At 64.7% G+C, this 23,586-nt stretch carries 20 protein-coding genes; 16 read left to right on the top strand and 4 right to left on the bottom strand.

Annotated elements, in window-relative coordinates:
• Positions 1 to 203 precede the first annotated feature (203 nt).
• The 4 genes from GJV26_RS10970 (at position 204) to nudB (ending at position 3,634) form a co-directional block, all read left to right on the top strand.
• Positions 204 to 527 (top strand): FmdB family zinc ribbon protein, encoded by a 324-nt coding sequence (locus tag GJV26_RS10970; protein WP_155708850.1) that lies wholly within the window; start codon positions 204 to 206, stop codon positions 525 to 527.
• Positions 528 to 543: 16 nt separating this feature from the next.
• Positions 544 to 1,131, top strand: coding sequence for a DUF502 domain-containing protein (locus GJV26_RS10965; RefSeq protein WP_189441800.1), 588 nt, complete (start codon positions 544 to 546; stop codon positions 1,129 to 1,131).
• A gap of 44 nt (positions 1,132 to 1,175) precedes the next feature.
• Positions 1,176 to 2,981: an aspartate--tRNA ligase gene (gene aspS, locus GJV26_RS10960; protein ID WP_173346182.1), complete on the top strand. Its 1,806-nt coding sequence runs from the start codon at positions 1,176 to 1,178 to the stop codon at positions 2,979 to 2,981.
• A gap of 194 nt (positions 2,982 to 3,175) precedes the next feature.
• Positions 3,176 to 3,634, top strand: coding sequence for a dihydroneopterin triphosphate diphosphatase (gene nudB, locus GJV26_RS10955; protein WP_155708848.1), 459 nt, complete (start codon positions 3,176 to 3,178; stop codon positions 3,632 to 3,634).
• Between the two features lie 23 nt (positions 3,635 to 3,657).
• Here nudB and GJV26_RS10950 read toward each other — a convergent pair whose 3' ends face one another.
• Positions 3,658 to 4,080 carry a hypothetical protein gene (locus tag GJV26_RS10950; protein ID WP_155708847.1) on the bottom strand — a complete coding sequence of 141 codons (423 nt, stop codon included), beginning with the start codon at positions 4,078 to 4,080 and terminating at the stop codon, positions 3,658 to 3,660.
• Positions 4,081 to 4,323: 243 nt separating this feature from the next.
• On the opposite strand from GJV26_RS10950, the gene GJV26_RS10945 reads away from it, so the two are divergent.
• The 8 genes from GJV26_RS10945 (at position 4,324) to GJV26_RS10910 (ending at position 14,082) form a co-directional block, all read left to right on the top strand.
• Positions 4,324 to 5,133, top strand: coding sequence for an endonuclease/exonuclease/phosphatase family protein (locus tag GJV26_RS10945; protein WP_155708846.1), 810 nt, complete (start codon positions 4,324 to 4,326; stop codon positions 5,131 to 5,133).
• A 4-nt stretch (positions 5,134 to 5,137) separates the two neighbouring features.
• Entirely contained in the window at positions 5,138 to 6,307 is a 1,170-nt protein-coding gene (clsB, locus tag GJV26_RS10940) for a cardiolipin synthase ClsB (protein ID WP_155708845.1), read from the top strand.
• A gap of 21 nt (positions 6,308 to 6,328) precedes the next feature.
• Positions 6,329 to 6,709 carry an RNA-binding S4 domain-containing protein gene (locus tag GJV26_RS10935; RefSeq protein WP_155708844.1) on the top strand — a complete coding sequence of 127 codons (381 nt, stop codon included), beginning with the start codon at positions 6,329 to 6,331 and terminating at the stop codon, positions 6,707 to 6,709.
• A 346-nt stretch (positions 6,710 to 7,055) separates the two neighbouring features.
• The gene (locus tag GJV26_RS10930) at positions 7,056 to 7,643 is read left to right on the top strand and encodes a TetR/AcrR family transcriptional regulator (protein WP_155708843.1); all 588 of its coding nucleotides are present in this window, start codon (positions 7,056 to 7,058) and stop codon (positions 7,641 to 7,643) included.
• 89 nt (positions 7,644 to 7,732) lie between these two features.
• Positions 7,733 to 9,523: an acyl-CoA dehydrogenase C-terminal domain-containing protein gene (locus GJV26_RS10925; protein ID WP_155708842.1), complete on the top strand. Its 1,791-nt coding sequence runs from the start codon at positions 7,733 to 7,735 to the stop codon at positions 9,521 to 9,523.
• A 17-nt stretch (positions 9,524 to 9,540) separates the two neighbouring features.
• On the top strand, positions 9,541 to 11,955 hold the full coding sequence (locus GJV26_RS10920; protein ID WP_155708841.1) for a 3-hydroxyacyl-CoA dehydrogenase/enoyl-CoA hydratase family protein: 2,415 nt from the start codon (positions 9,541 to 9,543) through the stop codon (positions 11,953 to 11,955).
• A gap of 27 nt (positions 11,956 to 11,982) precedes the next feature.
• Entirely contained in the window at positions 11,983 to 13,179 is a 1,197-nt protein-coding gene (locus GJV26_RS10915) for an acetyl-CoA C-acyltransferase (protein WP_155708840.1), read from the top strand.
• A 123-nt stretch (positions 13,180 to 13,302) separates the two neighbouring features.
• Complete coding sequence (locus tag GJV26_RS10910) at positions 13,303 to 14,082, top strand: enoyl-CoA hydratase (protein WP_155708839.1); 780 nt, start codon at positions 13,303 to 13,305, stop codon at positions 14,080 to 14,082.
• A gap of 39 nt (positions 14,083 to 14,121) precedes the next feature.
• Here the strand turns inward: GJV26_RS10910 and GJV26_RS30205 are convergent, their stop codons facing one another.
• Complete coding sequence (locus GJV26_RS30205) at positions 14,122 to 14,853, bottom strand: PEP-CTERM sorting domain-containing protein (protein ID WP_229419261.1); 732 nt, start codon at positions 14,851 to 14,853, stop codon at positions 14,122 to 14,124.
• Between the two features lie 278 nt (positions 14,854 to 15,131).
• Between GJV26_RS30205 and GJV26_RS10900 the strand changes: the two genes are divergently transcribed.
• Both GJV26_RS10900 and GJV26_RS10895 read left to right on the top strand, forming a co-directional pair.
• Positions 15,132 to 15,689 carry a sigma-70 family RNA polymerase sigma factor gene (locus tag GJV26_RS10900; RefSeq protein WP_189441796.1) on the top strand — a complete coding sequence of 186 codons (558 nt, stop codon included), beginning with the start codon at positions 15,132 to 15,134 and terminating at the stop codon, positions 15,687 to 15,689.
• Positions 15,686 to 16,396: an anti-sigma factor gene (locus GJV26_RS10895; protein WP_155708838.1), complete on the top strand. Its 711-nt coding sequence runs from the start codon at positions 15,686 to 15,688 to the stop codon at positions 16,394 to 16,396. The genes GJV26_RS10900 and GJV26_RS10895 overlap by 4 nt, the downstream gene beginning before the upstream one ends.
• A gap of 18 nt (positions 16,397 to 16,414) precedes the next feature.
• Here the strand turns inward: GJV26_RS10895 and GJV26_RS10890 are convergent, their stop codons facing one another.
• Together GJV26_RS10890 and GJV26_RS10885 are read right to left on the bottom strand one after the other, a co-directional pair.
• The gene (locus tag GJV26_RS10890; protein ID WP_155708837.1) at positions 16,415 to 18,067 is read right to left on the bottom strand and encodes a DUF4394 domain-containing protein; all 1,653 of its coding nucleotides are present in this window, start codon (positions 18,065 to 18,067) and stop codon (positions 16,415 to 16,417) included.
• A 128-nt stretch (positions 18,068 to 18,195) separates the two neighbouring features.
• Positions 18,196 to 18,942, bottom strand: a complete 747-nt coding sequence (locus tag GJV26_RS10885) for an RMD1 family protein (protein ID WP_173346181.1) — start codon at positions 18,940 to 18,942, stop codon at positions 18,196 to 18,198.
• 600 nt (positions 18,943 to 19,542) lie between these two features.
• Between GJV26_RS10885 and GJV26_RS10880 the strand changes: the two genes are divergently transcribed.
• Both GJV26_RS10880 and GJV26_RS10875 read left to right on the top strand, forming a co-directional pair.
• On the top strand, positions 19,543 to 20,499 hold the full coding sequence (locus GJV26_RS10880; protein ID WP_155708835.1) for an alpha/beta hydrolase: 957 nt from the start codon (positions 19,543 to 19,545) through the stop codon (positions 20,497 to 20,499).
• Between the two features lie 82 nt (positions 20,500 to 20,581).
• On the top strand, positions 20,582 to 23,581 hold the full coding sequence (locus GJV26_RS10875) for a TonB-dependent receptor plug domain-containing protein (protein ID WP_155708834.1): 3,000 nt from the start codon (positions 20,582 to 20,584) through the stop codon (positions 23,579 to 23,581).
• Positions 23,582 to 23,586 lie beyond the last annotated feature (5 nt).

The following is a 23,586-nucleotide window of genomic DNA, read 5'->3' as shown; positions in this document are numbered from 1 at the left end:
AAGGGGCCTGACCCCATGACATGGGCTCGACCGTGATGGAAGCCGGGGTGTGACGCGGTGGCAAGCCGCCGCGGCGGACCTTCCCGTCATCCGGAATATCCCGGAAAACCATGGCTGTCACCGATTTTCCTCACGGCATTTGAGGCTGTGTCCGCAAAAGCACTTATAATTCAGGGTTTTTGATGTTTTTTGCGGAGTAACAGATGCCTATCTATGCCTACCGCTGCGAGGAATGTGGCTTTGCCAAGGATGTGCTGCAGAAGATCTCCGATCCGCAGCTCACGGAATGCCCTTCCTGCGGCAAGTCCACCTTCAAGAAGCAGCTGACCGCGGCCGGGTTCCAACTGAAAGGCACGGGCTGGTACGTGACCGATTTCCGTGGCGGCAATGCGCCAGCCACCGGCGTGGCCGGCGGTGCGGCAAAGGCCGACGGGTCGAAAGCCGAATCGTCGTCCGCCGCGACCCCTGCCGCGCCCGCCGCGTCCCCGACCGTGGCGCCTGCCACCGGTTCCGGTGACAAGAAGTAAGGCGCCGATGAACACGATCCGCAAGTGCTTCCTGACGGGGCTGCTGGTGCTGGTGCCGCTCGCCATCACGGCGTGGGTGCTGAACATCATCATCGGCACGCTGGACCAGTCGCTGCTGTTCGTGCCCGAGCGCTGGCAGCCGCGCACGCTGGTCGGGTTCGAGATCCCCGGCTTCGGCGCGATCCTGACCATCCTCATCGTGTTCGTCGTCGGCCTGCTGGCCAACAACCTCATCGGCAACTACGTGCTGAAGCTGTGGGAAAAGCTGCTGCACCGCATTCCCGTCGTCAGCTCGCTGTACGGCAGCGTGAAGCAGGTGTCGGACACGCTGTTCTCGTCGTCCGGCAACGCGTTCCGCAAGGCCGTGCTGATCCCTTACCCGCACGCGAACTCGTACACGATCGGGTTCCTGACCGGGACTCCCGGTGGCGACGTCAAAAACCACCTGGTGGGAGACTATGTCAGCGTGTATGTGCCGACGACGCCGAACCCGACCTCCGGCTTCTTCCTGATGATGGCGCGCGAAAACGTGGTGGAGCTCGACATGACCGTCGACGCCGCCCTGAAATACATTGTGTCGATGGGCGTGGTTGCTCCTGAGTAAGCGCCCGAGTGACAACACCAATTCAACCTGAACGAGAATCAATTATGTCAATGCGTACTCATTACTGCGGGCTCACCACCGAAGCCCTGCTGGGCCAAACCGTCAGCCTGTGCGGCTGGGTGCACCGTCGCCGCGATCACGGCGGCGTGATCTTCATCGACCTGCGCGACCGCGAAGGCCTGGTTCAGATCGTCTGCAATCCCGAGCAGGCGGAAGTGTTCAAGGCGGCCGAGTCCGTTCGTAACGAGTATTGCCTGCGCGTCACCGGCCTCGTCAAGGATCGCCTGGCCGGCACCGTCAACAACAACCTGAAGTCGGGCAAGATCGAAGTGATCTGCTCGGAGCTGGAAGTGCTGAACGCCTCCGTGGCCGTGCCGTTCCAGCTGGACGACGACAACCTGTCCGAAACCACCCGCCTGACGCACCGCGTGCTGGACCTGCGCCGTCCGCAGATGCAGAACAACCTGCGCCTGCGCTACAAGGTGACGATGGAAGTGCGCAAGTACCTGGACAACCTGGGCTTCATCGACATCGAGACGCCGACGCTGACCAAGTCCACGCCCGAAGGCGCGCGCGACTACCTGGTGCCTTCCCGCGTGAACGCCGGCCAGTTCTTCGCGCTGCCGCAATCGCCGCAGCTGTTCAAGCAGCTGCTGATGGTGGCGAACTTCGACCGCTACTACCAGATCACCAAGTGCTTCCGCGACGAAGACCTGCGCGCCGACCGCCAGCCGGAATTCACGCAGATCGACTGCGAAACCTCGTTCCTAAACGAGCAGGAAATCCGCGACCTGTTCGAGGACATGATCCGCAAGACCTTCAAGAACACGCTGGACATCGACCTGCCGAACCCGTTCCCGGTGATGAACTTCTCGGAAGCGATGGGCCTGTATGGCTCGGACAAGCCGGACATGCGCGTCAAGCTGCAGTTCACCGAACTGACCGACGTGATGAAATCGGTCGACTTCAAGGTGTTCGCCGCCGCCGCCAACCTGCCGAACGGCCGCGTGGTTGGCATGCGCGTGCCGAAGGGCGCCGAGATGCCGCGTTCGGAAATCGACGCGTACACCCAGTTTGTCGCCATCTACGGCGCCAAGGGCCTGGCCTACATCAAGGTCAACGAGAAGGCCAAGGGCCGTGACGGCCTGCAGTCGCCGATCGTCAAGAACATCAACGACGAAGCACTGGCGAAGATCCTGGAACTGACGGGCGCCGAAGACGGCGACCTGATCTTCTTCGGCGCCGACAAGGCGAAAGTGGTCAACGACGCGATCGGCGCGCTGCGCGTGAAGATCGGCCACAGCGAATTCGGCAAGAAGAACGGCCTGTTCGACGACGTGTGGGCACCGCTGTGGGTGATCGACTTCCCGATGTTCGAATACGACGAGGAAGGCGACCGCTGGACCGCCACGCACCATCCGTTCACGGCCCCGAAAGACGGCCATGAAGACATGCTGGAAACCAATCCGGGCGCCTGCATCGCCAAGGCCTACGACATGGTGCTCAATGGCTGGGAACTGGGCGGCGGTTCGATCCGTATCCACAAGGAAGACGTGCAGTCGAAAGTGTTCCGCGCGCTGAAGATCGGTGCCGAGGAAGCGCGCCTGAAGTTCGGCTTCCTGCTCGACGCGCTGCAGTACGGCGCGCCGCCGCACGGCGGCCTGGCCTTCGGCCTGGACCGCATCGTCACGCTGATGACGAAGTCGGACTCGATCCGCGACGTGATCGCGTTCCCGAAAACGCAGCGCGCCCAGGATCTGCTGACGCACGCGCCTTCGGAAGTGGACGAGAAGCAGCTGAAAGAGCTGCATATCCGCCTGCGCGCAACCGAGCCGAAAGTGGCTGGGTAAGGACACTCGATAAACCTACTGCGCGACGCCAGCTCCGGTCTGCGATGCTCCGCTCCGGCGGACCGGCCGTATCGACATACGGCTGCGCGTCTCGACCAGACCTGACGCCGCTCGCTACGGTTTCTCGAGGTCCCTCAACGTTGTATATCCTAAGGCGCTCTGGCGCCTTTTTTTCCGCCTGATTTGCCGGAAATATGCAAAAAACTCACAAAATCCCCGAATCCGTCCTGGTCGTCATCCACACGGCCGACCTGCAGGTGCTGTTGATCGAACGCGCCGGCAATCCTGGTTTCTGGCAGTCGGTGACCGGCTCGCTGGACGCCGTGGACGAGCCCCTGCTCGCGACCGCCGCCCGCGAACTGTTCGAGGAAACCGGCATCGCGGCCGATGGCGAACGCATTGCGCTGCGCGACTGGCACCTGTCGAACGTGTACGAAATCTACCCGGTCTGGCGCCACCGCTATGCGCCCGGCGTGACGCACAACACCGAGCACGTGTTCAGCGTGGAAGTGCCGCGCGACATTCCCGTCACGCTGGCGCCGCGCGAGCACACCGCCTATGTGTGGCTGCCCCATCTCGAGGCGGCGGACAAGTGCTTCAGCGCGTCGAATGCCGAAGCGCTGCTGCAGCTTCCCCGGGTGCTGGGCCGCTGACCGAGGCTGTTACACCGGGATCGTTACACCGTGGGCCAGCGCGATCGCCGCAACTGCGCCACCAGCAGCGCAATGGCGGCCGCGCCGAGCAGCGGCAGGTTGCCGGTTTCCGGCGCAGGCTGGAGTTCTTCCGGGCCGTAAGGGTGCGACGCCGTGCCGCCGGTAGCCGTCTGCCAGAATTGCGTTACCGGATCGGCGCTGCCGTCGGTGCCCGGCAGCGCTGGCGGCACCAGCATGGCCGGCCTGCCGGCCAGGTCGAATGTCGTGGTATCGAGCACCGTGCGTTCGGCGAACTGCCGGGGTGTGACGAGATTGCGGTATGCGTCGCCCGTGGTGGCGGCAATTGCCGCGTGCGGAGCTGGCGCGGGCCCGGAAGCCCATGCAGGGACTGCCGCCAGCGTGGCCAGGGCAGTGCAGAGAGTCGTGCAGAAAGTCCCGATCGCCATATCATCTCCCTTTCACATCGGTTGTCATGGGAACCTGAAGGTTCCTCTGTTGATCAGACTATAGGCGATTGCCCGGCGATCGGCAGCAATTTTATGTGCGCAGGGTACACAATTGCATCAGGCTGGGCAGGAAGGCCCGATGTCGGAGTACACTGGGGGGATCGGCGGCCCGGCGTGCCCAATCGTGTCCCTCGCGCACGATTGCCCGCGATCAAAGAACACGGTTGGGGCTAGAATGGTTTCATGAAGATCAAAGTCGCCACCTACAATATCCACAAGGGCGTTTCCTACCGCAGCAAGCCGCGGGTGCTGGCGCTCAAGCAGGCCATCGCGGCTTTCGAAGCCGACCTGATCTTCCTGCAGGAAGTGCAGGGCCAGCATGACCGGATTGCCGCCCGCTTCGGCGAGGAGCATCACGGCGCCAAGCACTGGCCGGGAGGCGGCCAGCACGAATTCTTCGCGGGCGAATCGCACCAGTCCGTCTATGGGCTGAATGCGCAGTACGACCATGGTCACCATGGCAACGCGCTGCTGTCGGCCTATCCGATCGCGAAATGGACGAACACCGATGTTTCCGACCATGCGTACGAAGCGCGCGGCATCCTGCATTCGGTCGTCGAAACGCCGAAAGGGAATGTGCATTGCTACGTGATCCACCTCGGCCTGTTCGAACGCAGCCGCGTGCGGCAGGTGGAGGCGCTGATCGAAGCGGTCAAGCTGTCCGCACCCAATAACGAGCCGGTGATCATCGCCGGCGATTTCAACGACTGGCGCAACACGCTGAGCGCCAAACTGCGCAAGGCGCTGGGAGTGGTCGAGGTCTTCGACGAAGTCGGCGCGGGCTCCAGCCTGGGCGACCTGGTCCGTACCCTGGCCCGGAGGCAGTCGGCGCTTCGTCCGGCCCGCACCTTCCCATCCGCCTTGCCTTTCTTCCGCCTGGATCGTATCTACGTGCGCGGCTTCGAGGTAGAATCGGCGCAGGTCCTGCATGGCCCGATCTGGGCGAAACTGTCGGATCACGCGCCGCTCGTCGCTACCCTGAAACTGCTATAGCGTTATGCGATCCGTCGATTTCATCGCCGACAACGAAGTGAAACTCCTGCACTGCGGCACCGAATTCTTCCCGGCACTGATGGAAGCAATCGATGCCGCGCAGTACGACGTCTATTTCGAGACCTATATCTTCGCGGACGATGAAACGGGGCAGGCCGTGCTGGCCGCGCTGATGCGGGCGGCGCAGAGGGGCGTTACGGTGCGCATGATCACCGACTGGTTCGGCACGGGCGCCGGGCGGGTGCAGCGCATGCATGCGCAGGCGCTCGCGGCGGGGGTCGAGCACCGTATCTTCAATCCATGGTTCAGGCGCGGCATCACGCGCACGCACCGCAAGATCTGCGTCGTCGACCGCTGCATCGCCTTCGTGGGCGGCATCAACATCAACGACGACATGTTCTGCGACTACGACCACAACATCAGCCTTTCGGCACCCCGCTGGGATTTCGCCGTGGCGGTGAAGGGGCCGCTGGTGGCGAGCATCCACCGCGAAGCCGTGGCCCAATGGCGGCGCCTGGGCAAGATGCCGCTGACGGAGCGGATCGGCCTGTACAAGGAAACGCGGCGCGCCAACCAGGCCGCCGTCGAAGCCAGCACCACCGTGCAGGCCGGCTTCGTGGTGCGCGACAACCTGCGCAACCGCCATACCATCCAGAAAGCCTACCTGAAAGCGCTGGGGCGCGCGAAGAAGAGCGTGCTGCTGGCGAACCCGTACTTCGCGCCGGGCCGCAAGTTCCGGCGCGCGCTGTCGCAGACGGCGCAGCGGGGCGTCGAGGTGATCCTGCTGATCGGCGTGGGCGAACACTGGCTGCAGGATGCGGTGGCGCACTCGTTTTATCCGAAGCTGCTTGCGTCCGGAGTGCGGCTGGTGGAATATCACAAGACCCAGCTCCACGCGAAGGTGGCCGTCATCGACGATGAATGGGCCACGGTCGGTTCTTCCAACGTGGACGGATTGAGCCTGTTCCTGAACCAGGAAGCGAATGTCGTGATCAAGGATGCCGCCTTTGCCAAGAGCCTGCGGGGGCAGATCGAGGTGGCGATCACCGAAGGCGTGGAAATCCATGCCCACGAATACGAACACGTCGGCCACTTCCGCCGCATCGGCTACGAGATCGCCTACGTGGTGTACCGCACGCTGATGCGCATTTTTGCGCCGGGAAAGTACGCTTGAAGAAGGAAGGATTGATAAGCAATGGATAACGTAAGGATCGACAAATGGCTGTGGGCCGCCCGCTTCTTCAAGACGCGCAACCTGGCCATCGACGCGATCGACAGCGGCAAGGTCAAGGTCAACGGCGACCGGGTGAAGCCGGCGCGTCTCGTCAAGCTTGGCGAAAAGCTCCATATCGACAATGGCTCGGACGAGTGGGACATTCTCGTGGTCGGGCTCTCCGACCAGCGGCAGGGCGCGCCGATCGCCCGCACGCTGTACGAGGAAAGCGAGGAATCGATCGCCCGGCGCGTCAAGGAATCGGAGCGGCGCAAGCTGTTCCATGAACCGGCGGCCGACATCAAGGGGCGCCCGACGAAGCGTGACCGGCGCGAGCACGAACGCTTCAACCACGGCGAATAAGCACCCGTGATGCAAGAAAGCCAGGTGTCCGGCACCATTTCCGGGGTGAATTTCCCCGGAAATGGCGTCTGACACCGGTGTGCCGCCGGCGCACCTGTAGCGGTAATGCCAACTCGTTCTTCCATCGCCAAATCCCCTGTCAACCCCCGCGCGCAACGCCGGGTGCAAAATAGAACGCCACCTCTAACGATCCCGTTTGACATTTATCCGGCCCTGGATAATAGTACGAGCGTTCGTAATTTTTTTCACACGAAGCAAATGTGCCGAGGGAGAATCGGAGTTCCTATCTCTCCCGAAGCCGGATGCCAAAGTGAGCACTTTAGCCATTAACACCTCGACAAAATTCATGCGCAAGGGCGAAATGACCCGCGCCGCCATCCTCGACGTGGCGTTGGACCTTGCCAGCCGCGATGGGCTGGAAGGGCTGACCATCGGCCTGCTGGCGGACCGGATGAACATGAGTAAATCCGGCGTATTCGCCCACTTTGGCTCGCGTGAAGATTTACAGCTGGAAGTGCTGAAGCTCTACCACCGCCGTTTCGAACAAGAAGTGTTTTACCCCAGCATCAAGGAAGCGCGCGGCCTGCCACGCCTGAAGACGATGTTCGCGCACTGGGTCAAGCGCGTATCGGTCGAGATCGCATCCGGCTGCATCTACATCAGCGGCGCCGTCGAGTATGACGACCGTCCGGGCCCGATCCGCGAGGCGCTGGTGACGATGGTCGGCGCCTGGCAGGGAGCGCTGCTGCGCGCCACGCAGCAGGCGATCGAATGCGGCCACCTGAAGGCGGACACGGATGCGCAGCAACTGGTGTACGAGATGTATGGCCTGATCCTGGCCGTGCATCACGATGCCCGCTTCCTGCGCATTCCCGGGGCGGTCGAGCGGGCCACGGTGGGCTTCAACCGCCTGGTCGAAAGTTATCAGTCCTGATTCACCGGTTTTGCATTAACAGTCATATCAATCGCCGGCCCGCAAGGCCGGCAACCAATCACACAAAGCGTTAGTCGCAGGAGATAAACATGGGTCAATACGTCGCGCCAATCCGGGATATGCAATTCGTTCTGCATGAGTTCCTGAAGGTTGAAGAGCAGCTCAAGGAACTGCCGGCCCACGCCGAAACCGATGCCGACATCATCAACGCGGTGCTGGAAGAAGGCGCGAAGTTCACGTCCGAAGTGCTGTTCCCGCTGAACCACTCCGGCGACCGCGAAGGCTGCCACCACGACGCCGCGGCGCAGACCGTGACCACGCCGAAGGGCTACAAGGAAGCGTACAAGCAGTACGTAAAAGGCGGCTGGGCGGCGCTGGCATGCGATCCCGAATACGGCGGCCAGGGCCTGCCGGTGGTGCTGAACAATTCGTTCTACGAGATGCTGAACTCGTCGAACCAGGCATGGACGATGTACCCGGGCCTGTCGCATGGCGCGTACGAGTGCCTGAAGGAACACGGCACCGACGAGCAGAAGAAGACCTACCTGCCGAAACTGGTGTCCGGCGAGTGGACCGGCACGATGTGCCTGACCGAGCCGCACTGCGGCACCGACCTGGGCCTGCTGCGCTCGAAGGCGCTGCCGAACGACGACGGCTCCTGGACCATCACCGGCAACAAGATCTTCATCTCGGCCGGCGAGCACGACATGTCCGAAAACATCCTGCACCTGGTGCTGGCCCGCGTGCCGGACGCACCGGAAGGCTCGAAAGGCATCTCGCTGTTCCTGGTGCCGAAGTTCCTGCCCACGGCCGATGGCGGCATCGGCGAGCGCAACCCGATCTTCTGCGGCGCCATCGAAGAAAAGATGGGCATCCACGGCAACTCCACCTGCCAGATGAACCTGGACGGCGCGAAAGGCTGGATCATCGGCCAGCCGAACAAGGGCCTGAACGCCATGTTCGTGTTCATGAACGCGGCCCGCCTGGGCGTGGGCATGCAGTCGCTGGGCCTGACCGAAGTGGCGTACCAGAACGCGCTGGTCTACGCGAAAGACCGCCTGCAGATGCGCTCGCTGTCCGGCGCCAAGGCCCCTGAAAAGCCAGCCGACCCGATCATCGTGCACCCGGACGTGCGCCGCATGCTGCTGACGGCGAAAGCGTTCGCCGAAGGCGCCCGCGCGCTGACCAGCTACGTGGCCCTGCAGATCGACCGCGAACTGAACCACCCCGACGAGGAAGTGCGCAAGGAAGCCGGCGACGAAGTGGCGCTGCTGACCCCGATCGTGAAAGCCTTCATCACCGACAACGGCTGGATCGCCACCTCCGAAGCGATGCAGGTGTTCGGCGGCCACGGCTACATCTCCGAATGGGGCATGGAGCAGTATGTGCGCGATGCCCGCATCAACATGATCTACGAAGGCACGAACACCATCCAGTCGCTCGACCTGCTGGGCCGCAAGATCCTGATGGACAACGGCTCGAAGCTGCGCAAGTTCGGCGAGAAGATCCGCGCGTTCGTCGAAGACAACGGCACCGATGAAGCGATGTCCGAATTCGTCACCCCGCTGGGCGACCTGGGCGAGAAACTCACCAAGCTGACGATGGAAATCGGCATGAAGGCCTTCCAGAACCAGGACGAAGTGGGCGCCGCCGCCGTGCCTTACCTGCGCGTTGCCGGCCACCTGGTGTTCTCCTACTTCTTCGCCCAGATGGCCAAGATCGCGCTGGAGAAGAAGGATTCGGGCGACAAGTTCTACGAAGCCAAGCTGCAGACCGCGCGCTTCTACTTCGGCCGCCTGTATCCGGAAACCGCAATGCTGATCCGCCAGGCACGCTCGGGCGCATCGAACCTGATGGCGCTGGACGCCGACCTGTTCTAACAGACCAAGGGATAGAAATGACAAACTTCAGTGTGAAAAAAGTCGCCGTTCTGGGCGCCGGCGTGATGGGCGCGCAGATCGCCGCCCACTGCGTGAACGCCAAGGTGCAGGTCGTGCTGTTCGACCTGCCTGCCAAGCCGGAGCATGCCTCCGGCGGTCCAGGCAAGAATTCTATCGTCCTGCGCGCCATCGAGAACCTGAAAAAGCTGTCGCCGGCACCGCTGGGCGACAAGGAAGACGCGTCGCTGATCCAGGTGGCCAACTACGAAGACAACCTGGACCAGCTGGCCGATTGCGACCTGATCATCGAAGCGATCGCCGAGCGCCTGGACTGGAAGCACGACCTGTACAAGAAAGTGGCTCCGCACATCGGCGCCAACGCGATCTTCGCCTCGAACACGTCCGGCCTGCCGATCGAGCAGCTGGCCGAAGGCTTCGACGCGGAACTGAAGGCGCGCTTCTGCGGCGTGCACTTCTTCAACCCGCCGCGCTACATGCACCTGGTGGAACTGATCCCGACCGCGGCAACGCGCCCGGAAATCCTGGACCAGCTGGAAACGTTCCTGACGTCCGCGCTGGGCAAGGGCGTGGTTCGCGCGAAAGACACGCCGAACTTCATCGCCAACCGCGTTGGCATCTTCGGCATGCTGGCCACGATCCACGAAGCCGAGAAGTTCGGCCTGTCGGTGGACGTGGTCGACGACCTGACCGGTTCCAAGCTGGGACGCGCCAAGTCCGGCACGTTCCGCACCGCGGACGTGGTGGGCCTGGACACGATGGGCCACGTGATCAGGACGATGCAGGACAACCTGAAAGACGATCCGTTCTTCGGCGTGTACAAGACGCCTGACGTTCTCGCGAAGCTGATCGAGAAGGGCGCGCTGGGCCAGAAGACCGGCGGCGGCTTCTACAAGAAAGTGGGCAAGGACATCCTGCGCCTGGACACGGCCACCGGCGAATACGTGGCCGGCGGCGGCAAGGCCGCCGACATCATCGCCCGCATCCTGAAGGAAAAGGACCCGGTCAAGAAGTTCAAGGCGCTGCGCGAATCGACCAACCCGCAAGGCCAGTTCCTGTGGGCGATCTTCCGCGACGCGTTCCACTACATCGCCTATCACCTGGACACGATCGCCGACAACGCGCGCGACGTGGACTTCGCGATGCGCTGGGGCTTCGGCTGGAAAGTGGGCCCGTTCGAAACGTGGCAGGCCGCCGGCTGGAAGCAGATCGCCGAGTGGGTCAAGCAGGATATCGAAGAAGGCAAGGCGCTGACCGATGCGCCGCTGCCGGCCTGGGTGTTCGACGAAAAAGTCATCGAGAAGGGCGTGCACACGCCGGAAGGTTCGTACTCCGCCAAGTCCGGCAGCTACGTGCCGCGTTCGGACCTGGCCGTCTATGAACGCCAGGCATTCCGCGCACCGGTACTGGGCTCCGGCGATGCCGATCCGTCGAAAGCCGGCACCACCGTGTTCGAAGACAATGACGTGCGCCTGTGGCACGCCGGCGACGACGTGCTGGTGATCTCGCTGAAGACCAAGATGCACGTGATCGGCCAGGGCGTCATCGACGGCCTGAAGCGCGGTCTCGCCGAAGCCGAGAAGAACTTCAAGGGCCTGGTGATCTGGGGTACCGATGCGGCCGAAGGCGGCGCGTTCTCCGCCGGCGCCGACCTGCAGTCGGCCCTGCCGGCCTTCATGGCCGGTGGCGCCAAGGCGCTCGATCCGCTGATCCGCGACCTGCAGAACACGTTCATGGCGATGAAGTATTCGAACGTGCCTGTCGTTGCCGCGGTGGCCGGCCTGGCACTGGGCGGCGGCTGCGAGCTGGCGCTGCATGCATCGCGCCGCGTGGCGTCGATCGAGTCGTACATCGGCCTGGTGGAAGTGGGCGTGGGCCTGATCCCGGCCGGCGGCGGCCTGAAAGAGGCGGCCGTGCGCGCCTTCAAGGAAGCCAAGGGCAACGACATCCTGCAATTCCTGAAAACGGGCTTCATGAACGCGGCCACCGCGAACGTGTCGAAATCCGCGCTGGAAGCGAAGGCGATGGGTTACCTGAAGGAAGACGACATCATCGTCTTCAACCCGTATGAACTGCTGCACGTGGCGAAAGTCACCGCGCGTTCGATGTTCGATGCCGGCTACCGCGCGCCGCTGCAGCGCCCGGTGACCGTGACCGGCCGCTACGGCTGGGCCACGATCCGCGGCCAGCTGGTGAACATGCGCGACGGCGGCTTCATCTCCGCGCACGACTACAAGCTGGGCGACATGATCGCCGAGATCGTGAGCGGCGGCGACATCGACCAGGGCAGCGTGGTCAGCGAGCAGTGGCTGCTGGACATGGAACGCAAGGCATTCCTCGAGCTGCTGAACAACCCGAAATCGCAGGAGCGGATCATGGGCATGCTGCAGACCGGCAAACCGGTGCGCAACTAAACCGCGGCTACATCAAGGAAAAATGACATGAGCAAACAACTTCAAGACGCATACATCGTCGCCGCGACCCGCACCCCGATCGGCAAGGCGCCGCGCGGCGTGTTCAACAAGACCCGCCCGGACGACCTGCTGGTGCACGCGATCCGCGGCGCCATGGCCGCCGTGCCGAACCTGGACCCGGCGCTGATCATCGACGCGATCATCGGCTGCTCGTTCCCGGAAGCGGAGCAGGGCTTCAACGTGGCCCGTAACGCCGTGGTGCTGGCCGGCCTGCCGAACACCGTGGGCGGCGTCACCGTCAACCGCTACTGCGCATCGGGCATCACCGCGCTGGCGATGGCGGCGGACCGCATCCGCGTCGGCGAAGCCGATGTGATGATCGCCGGCGGCGTCGAATCGATGTCGATGGTGCCGATGATGGGCCACCACCCCTCCATTAATATGGAAACGTTCAGGGACGAGAACGTGGGCCTGGCGTACGGCATGGGCCTGACGGCCGAGAACGTGGCCAAGCAGTGGAAGATCTCCCGCGAAGACCAGGATGCGTTCGGCCTGGAATCGCACCGCCGCGCCATCGCCGCCCAGCAGGCCGGCCTGTTCAGGGACGAGATCACCGCGGTGGAAGCCGTCACCCGCACGCCGGACCTGCGCACCGGCGAGATCAAGGTCTCGAAACGCCTGGTCGAGAACGACGAAGGCCCGCGCGCCGATGCGTCGATGGAATCGATGGGCAAGCTCAAGCCGGTGTTCGCCGCCAAGGGCACCGTGACGGCCGCCACGTCGTCGCAGATGTCCGACGGCGCCGGCGCGCTGATCGTCGTCTCCGAAAAGATCCTGCGCGAGCACAACCTGACCCCGCTGGCCAAGTTCTCGTCGTTCGCCGTGCGCGGCGTACCGCCGGAAATCATGGGCATCGGCCCGAAGGTGGCGATTCCCGCGGCGCTGGCCGCCGCCGGCATCACCCAGGACCAGCTGGACTGGATCGAACTGAACGAAGCGTTCGCGGCGCAGGCGCTGGCCGTGATCCGCGACCTGAATCTTGATACGAGCAAGGTGAACCCGATGGGCGGCGCGATCGCGCTGGGCCATCCGCTCGGCGCAACCGGTGCCATCCGCGCCGCGACCGTCGTGCACGCCCTGCGCCGCAACAACCTGAAGTACGGCATGGTCACGATGTGCGTGGGTGCCGGCATGGGCGCGGCCGGGATCATCGAGCGCGTGTAATCCACACGGCTGGCTGAATTGAAAAGGGCGCCGCGGACACAATCCCGGCGCCCTTCATCATTGCGCCGCCGTCATCGCACAGTCCTCATCGCGCCGTCATCATCGAAACAAAGGAAAACAGACATGGCAATCGAAGTCACCAAGGCAAACGGCATCCTCACGCTTGAGTTCAACCGTATCGAGCGCAAGAACGCGATCACCTCCAGCATGTACCAGTCGCTGGCCGATGCGATCAACGCCGCCCAGGACGACCCTGAAGTGCGCGCGATCCTGCTGGCAGGCAAGCCGGAAGCCTTCACGGCCGGCAACGACCTGGAAGATTTCATGAAGACCACCCGCGCCAACGACGGCGTGGCGTTCGGCGACCGCCCGGTGTTCCAGTTCATGCGCGCGCTGTCCGGCTCGGCCAAGCCGGTGGTGGCCGCCGTCAGCGGCCTGGCCATCGGCATCGGCACCACGCTGCTGATGCACTGCGACCTGGTCTACGCGGCCGACGGCACGAAGTTCTCCGTGCCGTTCACGCAGCTGGGCCTGTGCCCGGAATTCGGTTCGTCGCTGCTGATGCCGCTGGCCGGCGGCCACGCGCGCGCCGCCGAGAAGCTGATGCTGGGCGAGCCGTTCACCGCGCAGGAGGCATATGACATGGGCATCGTGTCGAAGGTGCTGCCGGCCGCCGACGTGCTGGAACATGCCCGCGCGCAGGCCGCCAAGCTGGTGGCGCTGCCGGCCGCGTCGATCCGCACCACCAAGCGGCTGATGACGGCTTCGCGCAAGGCGCAGCTGGAGGCGATCATCGCCGAGGAGAGCAAGCTGTTCTTCGAGATGCTGCAGGGCGCCGAGGCGAATGAAGCCTTCACGGCCTTCTTTGAAAAGCGCAAGCCGGACTTCACGAAGTTCGCCTGAAATCCGGCCCCGCGCCGGCGCTCTCCGCGCCGGCGCCCGTTACTGCCTGCGGCGGCGCATTGCCGCCAGTCCCGCCAGCCCCAGTCCCATGAGCGCGAGCGACCCGGGTTCAGGGACCGGTACGATGGTCTGGCCGAACAGGTTGCCGGTGCCTACGATATGTTCGATGCCGCTGGAACCGGGATACGGTTGCGTGAAACTCGACGAGAACGCCACGTCCGCTCCGTCGATTTGCTGGTTCGTGTCGAAGTAGGCCGCGGCCACGCCGCCGGCGACATCGAGCTGGCCCAGGCCGCTGCCATTGGGCGGATTCAGCGCGTTGAGCGTGCCGAGAAGTGTCGTGCCGTTGTAGGTATGGCCGCTGAGACTGAGCCAGAGTTCGCCAATGCCGGTATTGCCCGCATTCATTGTCAATGGGTCGTTGGGATCGATCGTCGAAGGGCCGTCATTGCGGTAGATGTTGATGTACCCGCCGGTGAACAGGTTGGTATTGCCAGCCGAACCGATCAAGTTATAGCCGCCGTAGACGATTGTCAGCTCGCATCCCGGGCAGAACTGGTCTTGCGAATAGCCGTTCATCGTCGACACGATCCCGAAGCCGCTGACGGAGCCGTCCGGTGCGACGAACTGATGCAGTTGCACGGACGAGGAGGCGAAATCGAGAGGATAATCCGGATCCCACGTTACACCGCCGACGGTGATCGGGGCCGCCGTGGCGCTGGCCGCGATGGTCATGGCAGCAGCCACGACTATTTTCTTGAACTTGTGCATTGTTACTCCATTTATCGTTGAACAATCAGGACACCCAGGGCAGCACTAGGCAAGACATGTGCCAATTCAATGGGTAAGCGCTAACGGATTGATCTTTCTCAATAAATCGACAATGCATTTTTACGGGTGCTGTAACTTCAGGTCTCCTTGTAAAGGTTTCCGACAATTACTATCGGATAGGTAGTCGAATCCGGTTGAGTGCGCACCGGCCTGCCTCATCCATATATAATCGCCCACACCCGGGCCATGGTTCGCCCGCCACCTGACGACGGACTACCGTGCCCATCGCATCCGACCAATTCGACTACGAAGCCGCGCTGCGCGCCTGTGCGCGCGGCGACCGGCAGGCGCTGCGCAACCTGTACGACCAGGAGGCGCCGCGGCTGCTGGGCGTGGCGCTGCGCATCGTGCGCGACCGGCAGGCCGCGGAAGACGTGGTGCACGATGCCTTCGTCAGCATCTGGACGAAAGCCGGCACCTTCGATGCGGCGCGTGGCGCGGGCCGCGGCTGGATCTACACGATCGTGCGCTACCAGGCGCTCGACGCGATCCGCAGCGGCTCGCGTGAAGTACTGGTCGACGACGAGGAAACGCTGGAAGCGCTCGATGCCGATGGCGCGGCTTCGATCGCCGATGCGTTCGAGCTGCGGCAGGATCTCGGCCGGCTGGAGCACTGCCTGACCCAGCTCGATGCCGCCAAGCGCAACAGCATCCTGTATGCCTATGTGGATGGCTGCTCGCACAGTGAAATCGCCGAGCGGCTGAAGTCGCCGCTGGGCACCGTCAAGGCATGGATCAAGCGCGGCCTGAGCGCTCTGCGGGAGTGCATGGTATGAGCCCGGTCCGCGATCCTTACGAACTGGCCGGCGAATACGTGCTCGGCACGCTGTCGGCCGACAGGCGGCGCGAGGTCGAGCGGGCGCTGCCCGATGACCCGGCATTGCGCACCGCCGTCCGGTACTGGGAAGAGCGGCTGCTGCCGCTGACCAGCCTTGCCGGACCGGTCGAACCTTCCGCGGCGCTGTGGCAGCGTATCGAACGCAGCACGGTGCAGGCACAGGCAGCGGCGCCTGCGCGCGGCCAGGCGCCGAAAACCGGCTGGTGGAACAAGCTCGACCTGTGGCGCGGCCTGGCCGCCGGCGGGTTCGCGGCCGCCGCGATCATGGCGGTGGTGGTGGGCGTGCGCATGCAGGCGCCGGAAGCACCGGGCTACATGGTGGTGCTGGCCACGCCTTCGACGGCGGCGCCGGGCTGGGTGATCCGCGCCACCGGTTCGAACACGATCCGCCTCGAACCGCTGGTGAGGACGGCCGTGCCGGCGCAGCGCGCGCTGCAGCTGTGGACCAAGGCCGATGGCTGGAAGGGGCCGGTCTCGCTGGGCCTCGTCACACCGGGCAAGGCCGTGAATGTGCGCCTGGATAAACTGCCGCCGCTGCAGCCGAACCAGCTGTTCGAGATCACGCTGGAACCGGAGCAGGGCTCGCCGATCGGCCGCCCGACCGGACCGATCCTGTACATCGGCCGCGCCGTCAAGGTGATGTAGGCGCGGCCCGCGGGCTGCTTACTTGATCGCGATGGCGATATCGCGCAGCCCCGGAATGCCATTGCCGATCACCGACGTGGCCGGCGTTGCCGCGCCATTGACCGGCGTCGCCGCGCCCGACAGCAAATCGATCCGGTACAGCGTGCTTGCGCCGCCGGCCGACGTGCGCAGCGCCGCCAGCACCAGCCCGTTGCCGCCGCCGGCGATATCGAAGCCGCCGTCGCCGGCGGCATCCACGCCCAGCCGGCCCACATCCACCAGCGTACCGTCGTTCGGCGGCGTCTGCATCGCCAGCACGTCGGTGGCGCTGTCCAGGTCGTACAGGATCGTCGTCGCCGCGCCGGCGATGCTGTTGTTGTACGCGGCGGCCGTGACCGTGGCCGCGCCGCTGGCGCGGTTGATGGCGCCGTCGGTCGTCGTCGCGCCCGTGTCCACGTTGATGCGCAGGCTCTGGCCCCCGTTGCCGATCACGCGCAGGCGGTCCGCCACCGGGTTGAAGTCCACGGCGAAGGCGGTGCCCGCAATCGCCGTGTAGGGCGCCGTGGTATCGGCGGCATCGGCCATCAGCGTGGCCTTCGCGGTGGCGACGCCCGTCGCGGGGTCGATCGTGACGATGCGCGCCGTGGAAGTGATGCCATACAGCAGGCCATCCTTCGGCCGGTAATCGATGCCCAGCAGCGTTTCGCCGCCGCCCAGGCCCGTGACGGCCACGGTGGTGTCGATCGTGTTCGGCGTGGTTACCTTGAAGCCGACCAGGCGGTTGTCGTCGGTCAGGCCGTGCACCACCGGCGCGGCGGCGGGGCGCAGCGCGATGCCGCGGATGTCTTCCGTGCCGCCCACCGCGCCCACCAGCGTGGCCGCGTTCGAGGTCGCCGCCAGGTTGATGCTGTACAGGTTGCGCGCGCCGCCCACGGTGGCGATCACGTAGCCCATGTTGGTGCGTGCATCGATGTCGAAGCCGTTGGCGCTGCCGGCGTCGATGCCCAGCGGTGCCGGCGTGGCCAGCGTGCCGTTGTTCGGCGGATTCTGGATGTACAGCGTGTCGGTGACGGTGTCGAGCGCATACAGCGTGGTGGTGCCGGTGCCGGCGAACGAATTCGTATAGGCCGATGCGGTGACCTGCGTCGTCGCGGCGCCGCCGTTGATCGCGCCATCCGTGGTCGTGGCGCCGGTGTCGACGTTGATGCGCAGGCTCTGGCCCGTGTTGCTCACGATGCGCAGCCGGTCCGCGACCGGGTTGAAGTCCACGCCGAAGTCCGTGCCGGCCAGCGCCGTGAATGGCGCGGTCGTGTCGGCCGCATCGGCCGCCAGCGTCGATTTCAGCGTTGCCATGCCGCTCTCGGTGTCGATCGTATACAGGCGGCCCGTCGAACCCACGCCATACAGCTTGCCATCCGCCGGCCGGTAATCGATGCCGAGCAGGTTCTCGCCGCCCTGCAGTCCGGAGACCGTGGCGGTGGTGCGCACCGTGGCCGGCGTATCGCGGTTGAACGAGATCAGCCTGTTGCCGGCGGTCAGGGCGAAGACATCGCCCGGGGCCACCGGCACGCCCGGCGTCGGCGTCGGCATCGGGGTGCCGGTATCGTTATGGTTGCTGCTGCCGCCACAGGCGGCCAGGGTCAGCGCGATGGAAACGGCAAGGGCAAGCGTGGAATGGCGTGGTGTGTTCATGGTCTGTCCTCGGTAGTTGTAAGCTCAACAGCTGCCGGGTCGGCAATGTTGGAACTTGTACTACGCGCGAGGCGGCCGATCGGATGCAGCGCTGCCGGATTTTTTTTACCGGCAGGCGCAACTGCCGGTCAATGGCCGAAATGCCCGTAAAGCCCCAGGCACAGCTCCACGAAGATGAGCAGCAGGATCGCCACTTCCAGCCGATGCGAGCTGTGATAGCGCATCGTGTCGACCAGCGTTTCCGAGGTATGCGCCAGCGTGGTGAGCTTGCGGTCCAGTGCCGCCGCACGGTCGTGCAGTTCGTAGTCGCCTTCCAGCCGCGCATACATCCCCGAAAGCCCCGGGTTATCCCACAACAGGTCGGGGCGGTCGAGAACACCGGCCCGGCCGTTCAGCCGGTTATCGGCAAGCAGCATGTTGCCGACCGCCTTCAGCAGCTCGGAAGGCTTCGCGGAGAAGCGCCCATCCTCGGCCAGGTCGCGCGCCAGTGGCTCGCTCAGGTCGAAATCGCGCGCGGCCCGGCGTTCCTGGAACGACAGCATCGTGGCCTTTGCCATGACCTCGGCAATGAGCTGCAGGCGCAGGCGGTCCGCGTTCTTGATGTTGATGTATGGCCCCGATGGACCTTCCTCGTCCTCGGGATTCACGTGAATCATGGTGGCTTCTTCCGCGCCGATGTCGCCGGGACCGGCCGAGTGCGCGGCGATCGTTTCCAGCAGGCGGGCCTTTTCCTCGGCCGAAGCGTTGAACAGCACGAGCGCCCCGTATCGGAAGATCGCGGCAATACCGCCGTGGCCCAGCCTGACCAGGAAGGGCGACTTTGCAATGATCTCGAATTCGGCGATCGCCCGCACGTCGATGCGTTCGGCGGCCATGATGGCGCTTGCCGTGAACGCGTGGTGCGGGATGACCGGCCGCTGGAACGGCAGTTTTTCTGTCTTGACGTGAAGTCCGGGCCGGGTACGCGGGCGCGGAGTCCAGCGTATCCGTTTTCTGTTGTTCTGGCTTTCCATGATTTTCGCTGCGCAGGTGATGCTGAAACGGCGACATCATATCGGAAGACGCGTCCGCACCGTAGTCTCGCCTTGCGAATATCGCCCTGTCACCCCCGCCCGGCGTATTTTCCGCATCGACAATGCCCAGCGCAACGTCCGCATGGAATTCCACTGTTTTCCGCATTGGCTGATAACGCTACCTTAGGACGATAGAAGAAATCCCCGCCAAAGCCAATCAATTTTTCGATTGTTGTGATAACGAAATCGATACGTCAGTGGCGGGATCCGCCGACCGGGAAATTTTGCTTTCACTCTATGACAACGATTTCATTCCAGCGCGGTGATCGTCGATGGCCCGGACGCATGCTGTGCCTTGTCTACAACATTGTCACTAACATCGCCGTACCATAAATGTTTGCGCTATCTTTGTCATCGGCGGCGCTTTGGCGGATGCCAATTCAAAAAACAAAGGAGACAAGGATGAACCCAGGACGGTTGGATGGACCGGGCGCCGTGCATGCGATGGCGAGATCGGTAGCGGGAGCCATGGCGCTGGCATGGGCGATGGCTTCGCCTGCGATGGCGCAGAGCGACAGGATGGTGCCGATCGCGACCCCGCACCAGGCGGCGGCGATCACCCTCGGCACGGGCCCGCTGCCGGGCGGGGCGGCGCCGGAGAGCTGGCACAGCCAGTATGGCAGCGTGTTCGCGCGCAACGTCACCATCGCCACGCTGACGCCGTTCCTGCCGCCGGCGGGGAAGGCAACCGGCGCGGCGGTAATCGTGGCACCGGGCGGCGGCTTCCGCACGCTGTCGATGAACAACGAAGGCTGGGATGTCGCACAGGCACTGGCCGACCGGGGCGTGGCGGCATTCGTGCTCAAGTACCGCCTGAACCAGACCCCGCCGGACATGGCCGGATTCGAGCGTTCGATGGCGGAAATGTTCTCGGCGACGGCGAAGCGGCCGCCGGCACCGCAGGACCCCGCCGCCACTTATGCGCCCCAGATCGTCGATGCCCGCGCCGCATTCGCGCTGGTGCGTTCGCGCGCCGGCGCGTGGCATGTCGATACCGACCGCATCGGCATGCTCGGCTTTTCCGCCGGCGCCATGTTGACGATGTCGACAGCGTTGCACGGCCAGGATGCGAAGCCGGCCTTCATCGGCAATATCTACGGCCCGCTGTCGGCGGTCGCCGTGCCGGCGGATGCGCCGCCGCTGTTCGTCGCGCTGGCTGCCGACGATCCATTCTTCGCCAGCGCCGGCTACGGGCTGATCGACAACTGGCGCAAGGCCGGGCGTCCGGTGGAGTTCCACCTGTTCGAACAGGGCGGTCACGGATTCGGCATGTATCCGAAGCCCACCACCAGCACCGGCTGGTTCGACAGCTACGTGCGCTGGCTGGGCATGCACGGCTACCTGAAAGCCCGGGGCTAGCCCGCCACGCGGCCGCGGGCAGGGCGCAGCCTTGCGGCGCTGCGCCCGCTCGTTTTGCCACTAAAAAAATACTGGAGACGACATGCAGACACCATTCAAGCGAACCCTGATCAACCTTGCCGTGGCCAGCGCCTGCGGCATCCCGTGGCTGCCCGGCCATGCCACGGAGGCGCAGGCAGGGCAGGCAGCCACGCCGGATGTCCGACAGGAAGGCGCCGGAACGACGGATGCCGCCGCGGCCCCGGCGGCACCGGCACCGGCACCGGCACCCGCGGCCGCAAGCCCGGCGAACACGGTGGTCGTGTCCGGGTCCCGCATCGCGGCGCGCGGCTTCACCCAGCCCACGCCGACCACGAGCCTGACGGCCGCCGACTTCGACAGGGCGGCCAAGCCGAACATGTTCGAATCGCTCACCGAGCTGCCGGCGCTGCAGGGCAGCACGGGCCGCACCACGAATACCTTCAGCACGTCCAGCGGCATCCAGGGCCTGTCGTCGCTGTCGCTGCGCGGACTGGGCACGATCCGCACGCTGACGCTGCTGGACGGCCAGCGCGTGGTCGGCGCCAACGTCACCGGCGTGACCGATGTCAGCCAGTTCCCGCAACTGCTGGTCAAGCGCGTCGATGTCGTGACGGGCGGCGCCTCGGCGTCCTACGGATCGGATGCGGTCGGCGGCGTGGTCAATTTCATCACCGACAAGCGCTTTACCGGTTTCAAGGCCAACGTCGCGGGCGGCATGACCAGGTACGACGACGACAAGAGCGGCACGCTGCAAGCCGCCTGGGGCAAGGGATTCCTGGACGACCGCCTGCACGTGACGGTCAGCGGCGAATTCACCAAGCAGAACGGCATCGATTCGCCGGGTTTCGGCGAAGTGGGCGCGAACGGCCGCACGTGGTACAACAATCCCGCCCTGCAGGAATCGACCAGGGCCATGCAGGCCGCCGGCGCACCGCGCTACCGGAGCATCACGCACGCGCAGCACATCCAGTACGCGAAATACGGCCTGATCACCAGCGGACCGCTGCGCGGCACGGCGTTCGGCCCCGGCGGCACGCCATACCCGTTCCAGTACGGCACGGATTGTGTCGGCAACTTCTGCATCGGCGGCGACCGTTCCGGCAGCGTTGGCGCCGGCACCAACCTGGCGATGAACTTCAAGCGCCAGGTCGCGTATGGCCGGGTATCCTGGAACCTCGACGCGGACAATGAAATCTACGTGACCGGCAACTGGGCACAGGTCAAATCCGTGTTCTCGCCGAATCCGGGCGCGGCCAAGCAGGGCAACCTGTCGATCCGGTGCGACAACGCCTTCCTGCCGCCATCGGTGGCCGCCGGTTGCACCGCCGGCTATCCGGGCGGCACCATGCAGGTCGGTACCGCGAACGCGCAGTTCCCGGCCAACATCAATGTGCATCCGACCCGCACCCAGCGCCGCGCCGTGGTGGGCGCCAACGGCAAATTCGCGCTGTTCGGCAAGGACTGGTCGTACGATGCGTATGCCGAGCACGGCGAAAACACGACCGTGATCCACGTGCGCGACATTACCCTCAATCCGCGCTACAACTTCGCCATCGACGCGGTCAGGGATCCGGCCACCGGCCGGGCGGTCTGCCGCAGCGCCGCCGCGCGCGCGGCCGGCTGCCAGCCCGTCAACATCTTCGGCGAGGTGCCGATCGACATGGCGGGCTGGAACTACATCGCGCCGCGCAACGGCCCGATGCAGCATACGGAGTCGACCCAGAACGTTGCCAGCGTCAACGTCAACGGCGAGCTGGCGCAGGGCTGGGCCGGCCCGGTATCGCTGGCGTTCGGCGCCGAATACCGCCGCGAAAAATACGCCGTGCACGGCGATCCCTATGGCGCCGGCGCCAGCGGGGAGTCGCCATATGGCCCGGCATATCCGCAGGACCCCACGCTGTCCGCGACGGGCGACAACTGGTTCGCGGGCAACTACCACAACGGCCAGGGCAGCTTCAACGTGAAGGAAGCCTACGTCGAAGTGAATATCCCGTTCCTGAAGTCGGCCACGCTGGGCGAGGCGAACCTGAACCTCGCCGACCGCGAAGAGAAATACAGCACCGCCGGCCATGCGCGCGCCTGGAAGGTCGGCGCAACCTGGCAAACCCCGGTCGACGGCCTGCGCCTGCGCGCGGTCAGCTCGCAGGATGTGCGCGCGCCCAACCTGTCGGAGCTGTACGCCGCCATGACGGTGACCAACCAGGCGGTCAACAATGCGCAGGGCTCGTCGATCCAGATCCAGCAGCGCAACGTCGGCAACCCGAACCTGAAGCCGGAAACGGCGCGCAACAATTCGTTCGGGATCGTGCTGAGCCAGCCGGGCTGGGCGCGTAACTTCAACCTGTCGGTCGACTACTTCGACATCGAGGTGAAGAACGTGATCAGTTCCCTGAACCCCCAGCAGGAAGTCGACCTGTGCTACGGCGGCAACCAGGAAGTGTGCTCCGCCGTCTCGATCGACGGCCCGGCGGGCACGAACTATGTGCTGGCGCAGAGCTTCAACTTCGCCTCGCTGCATACGCGGGGTGTCGATGTCGAAGCCGCCTGGCGCCGGAACATGCGGGACTTCGGGCTGCCGGGCAGCGTGACGCTGCGCGGCCTCGCATCCCGGACGATCCACGCGATCTCCGATCCGGGCGTGCCCGGCACGACGCCGAGCGAGGGCGCGGGCAACATGACGGGCGCCACGCCGAAATGGAAGGCGCTGCTGACGCAGTCGTGGGACGGCCTGCTGGACGGCAAGCTCGGTGTCGCGCTGACCGAACGGTGGATCAGCGCGGGGGTGTTCAACAATGAATACATCGAGTGCCAGGCGAATTGTCCGTTGCCGACCGCGGCGCACCCGACCATCTTCGACAACCACATGCCGGGCGCCGTCTACATCGATTTCGGCGGCACGTACAACTTCTCGAAACAGGTGACCGCGTACGTCAAGATCGACAACCTGGCGGACCGCGATCCGGTGCTCGTTCCGCAAACGAACCTGAGCCTTGCCCTCAATCCTGCCATCTACGACGCGGTTGGCCGCACCTACCGCGCCGGCGTGCGCATGAACTTCTGAGGAGC

The sequence above is a fragment of the Pseudoduganella dura genome (assembly GCF_009727155.1).
In the GTDB taxonomy this organism is placed as follows: domain Bacteria; phylum Pseudomonadota; class Gammaproteobacteria; order Burkholderiales; family Burkholderiaceae_D; genus Rugamonas; species Rugamonas dura.
The sequence above is the reverse complement of the archived record's forward strand: the minus strand, read 5'-3'. Positions and strand labels throughout refer to the sequence as shown.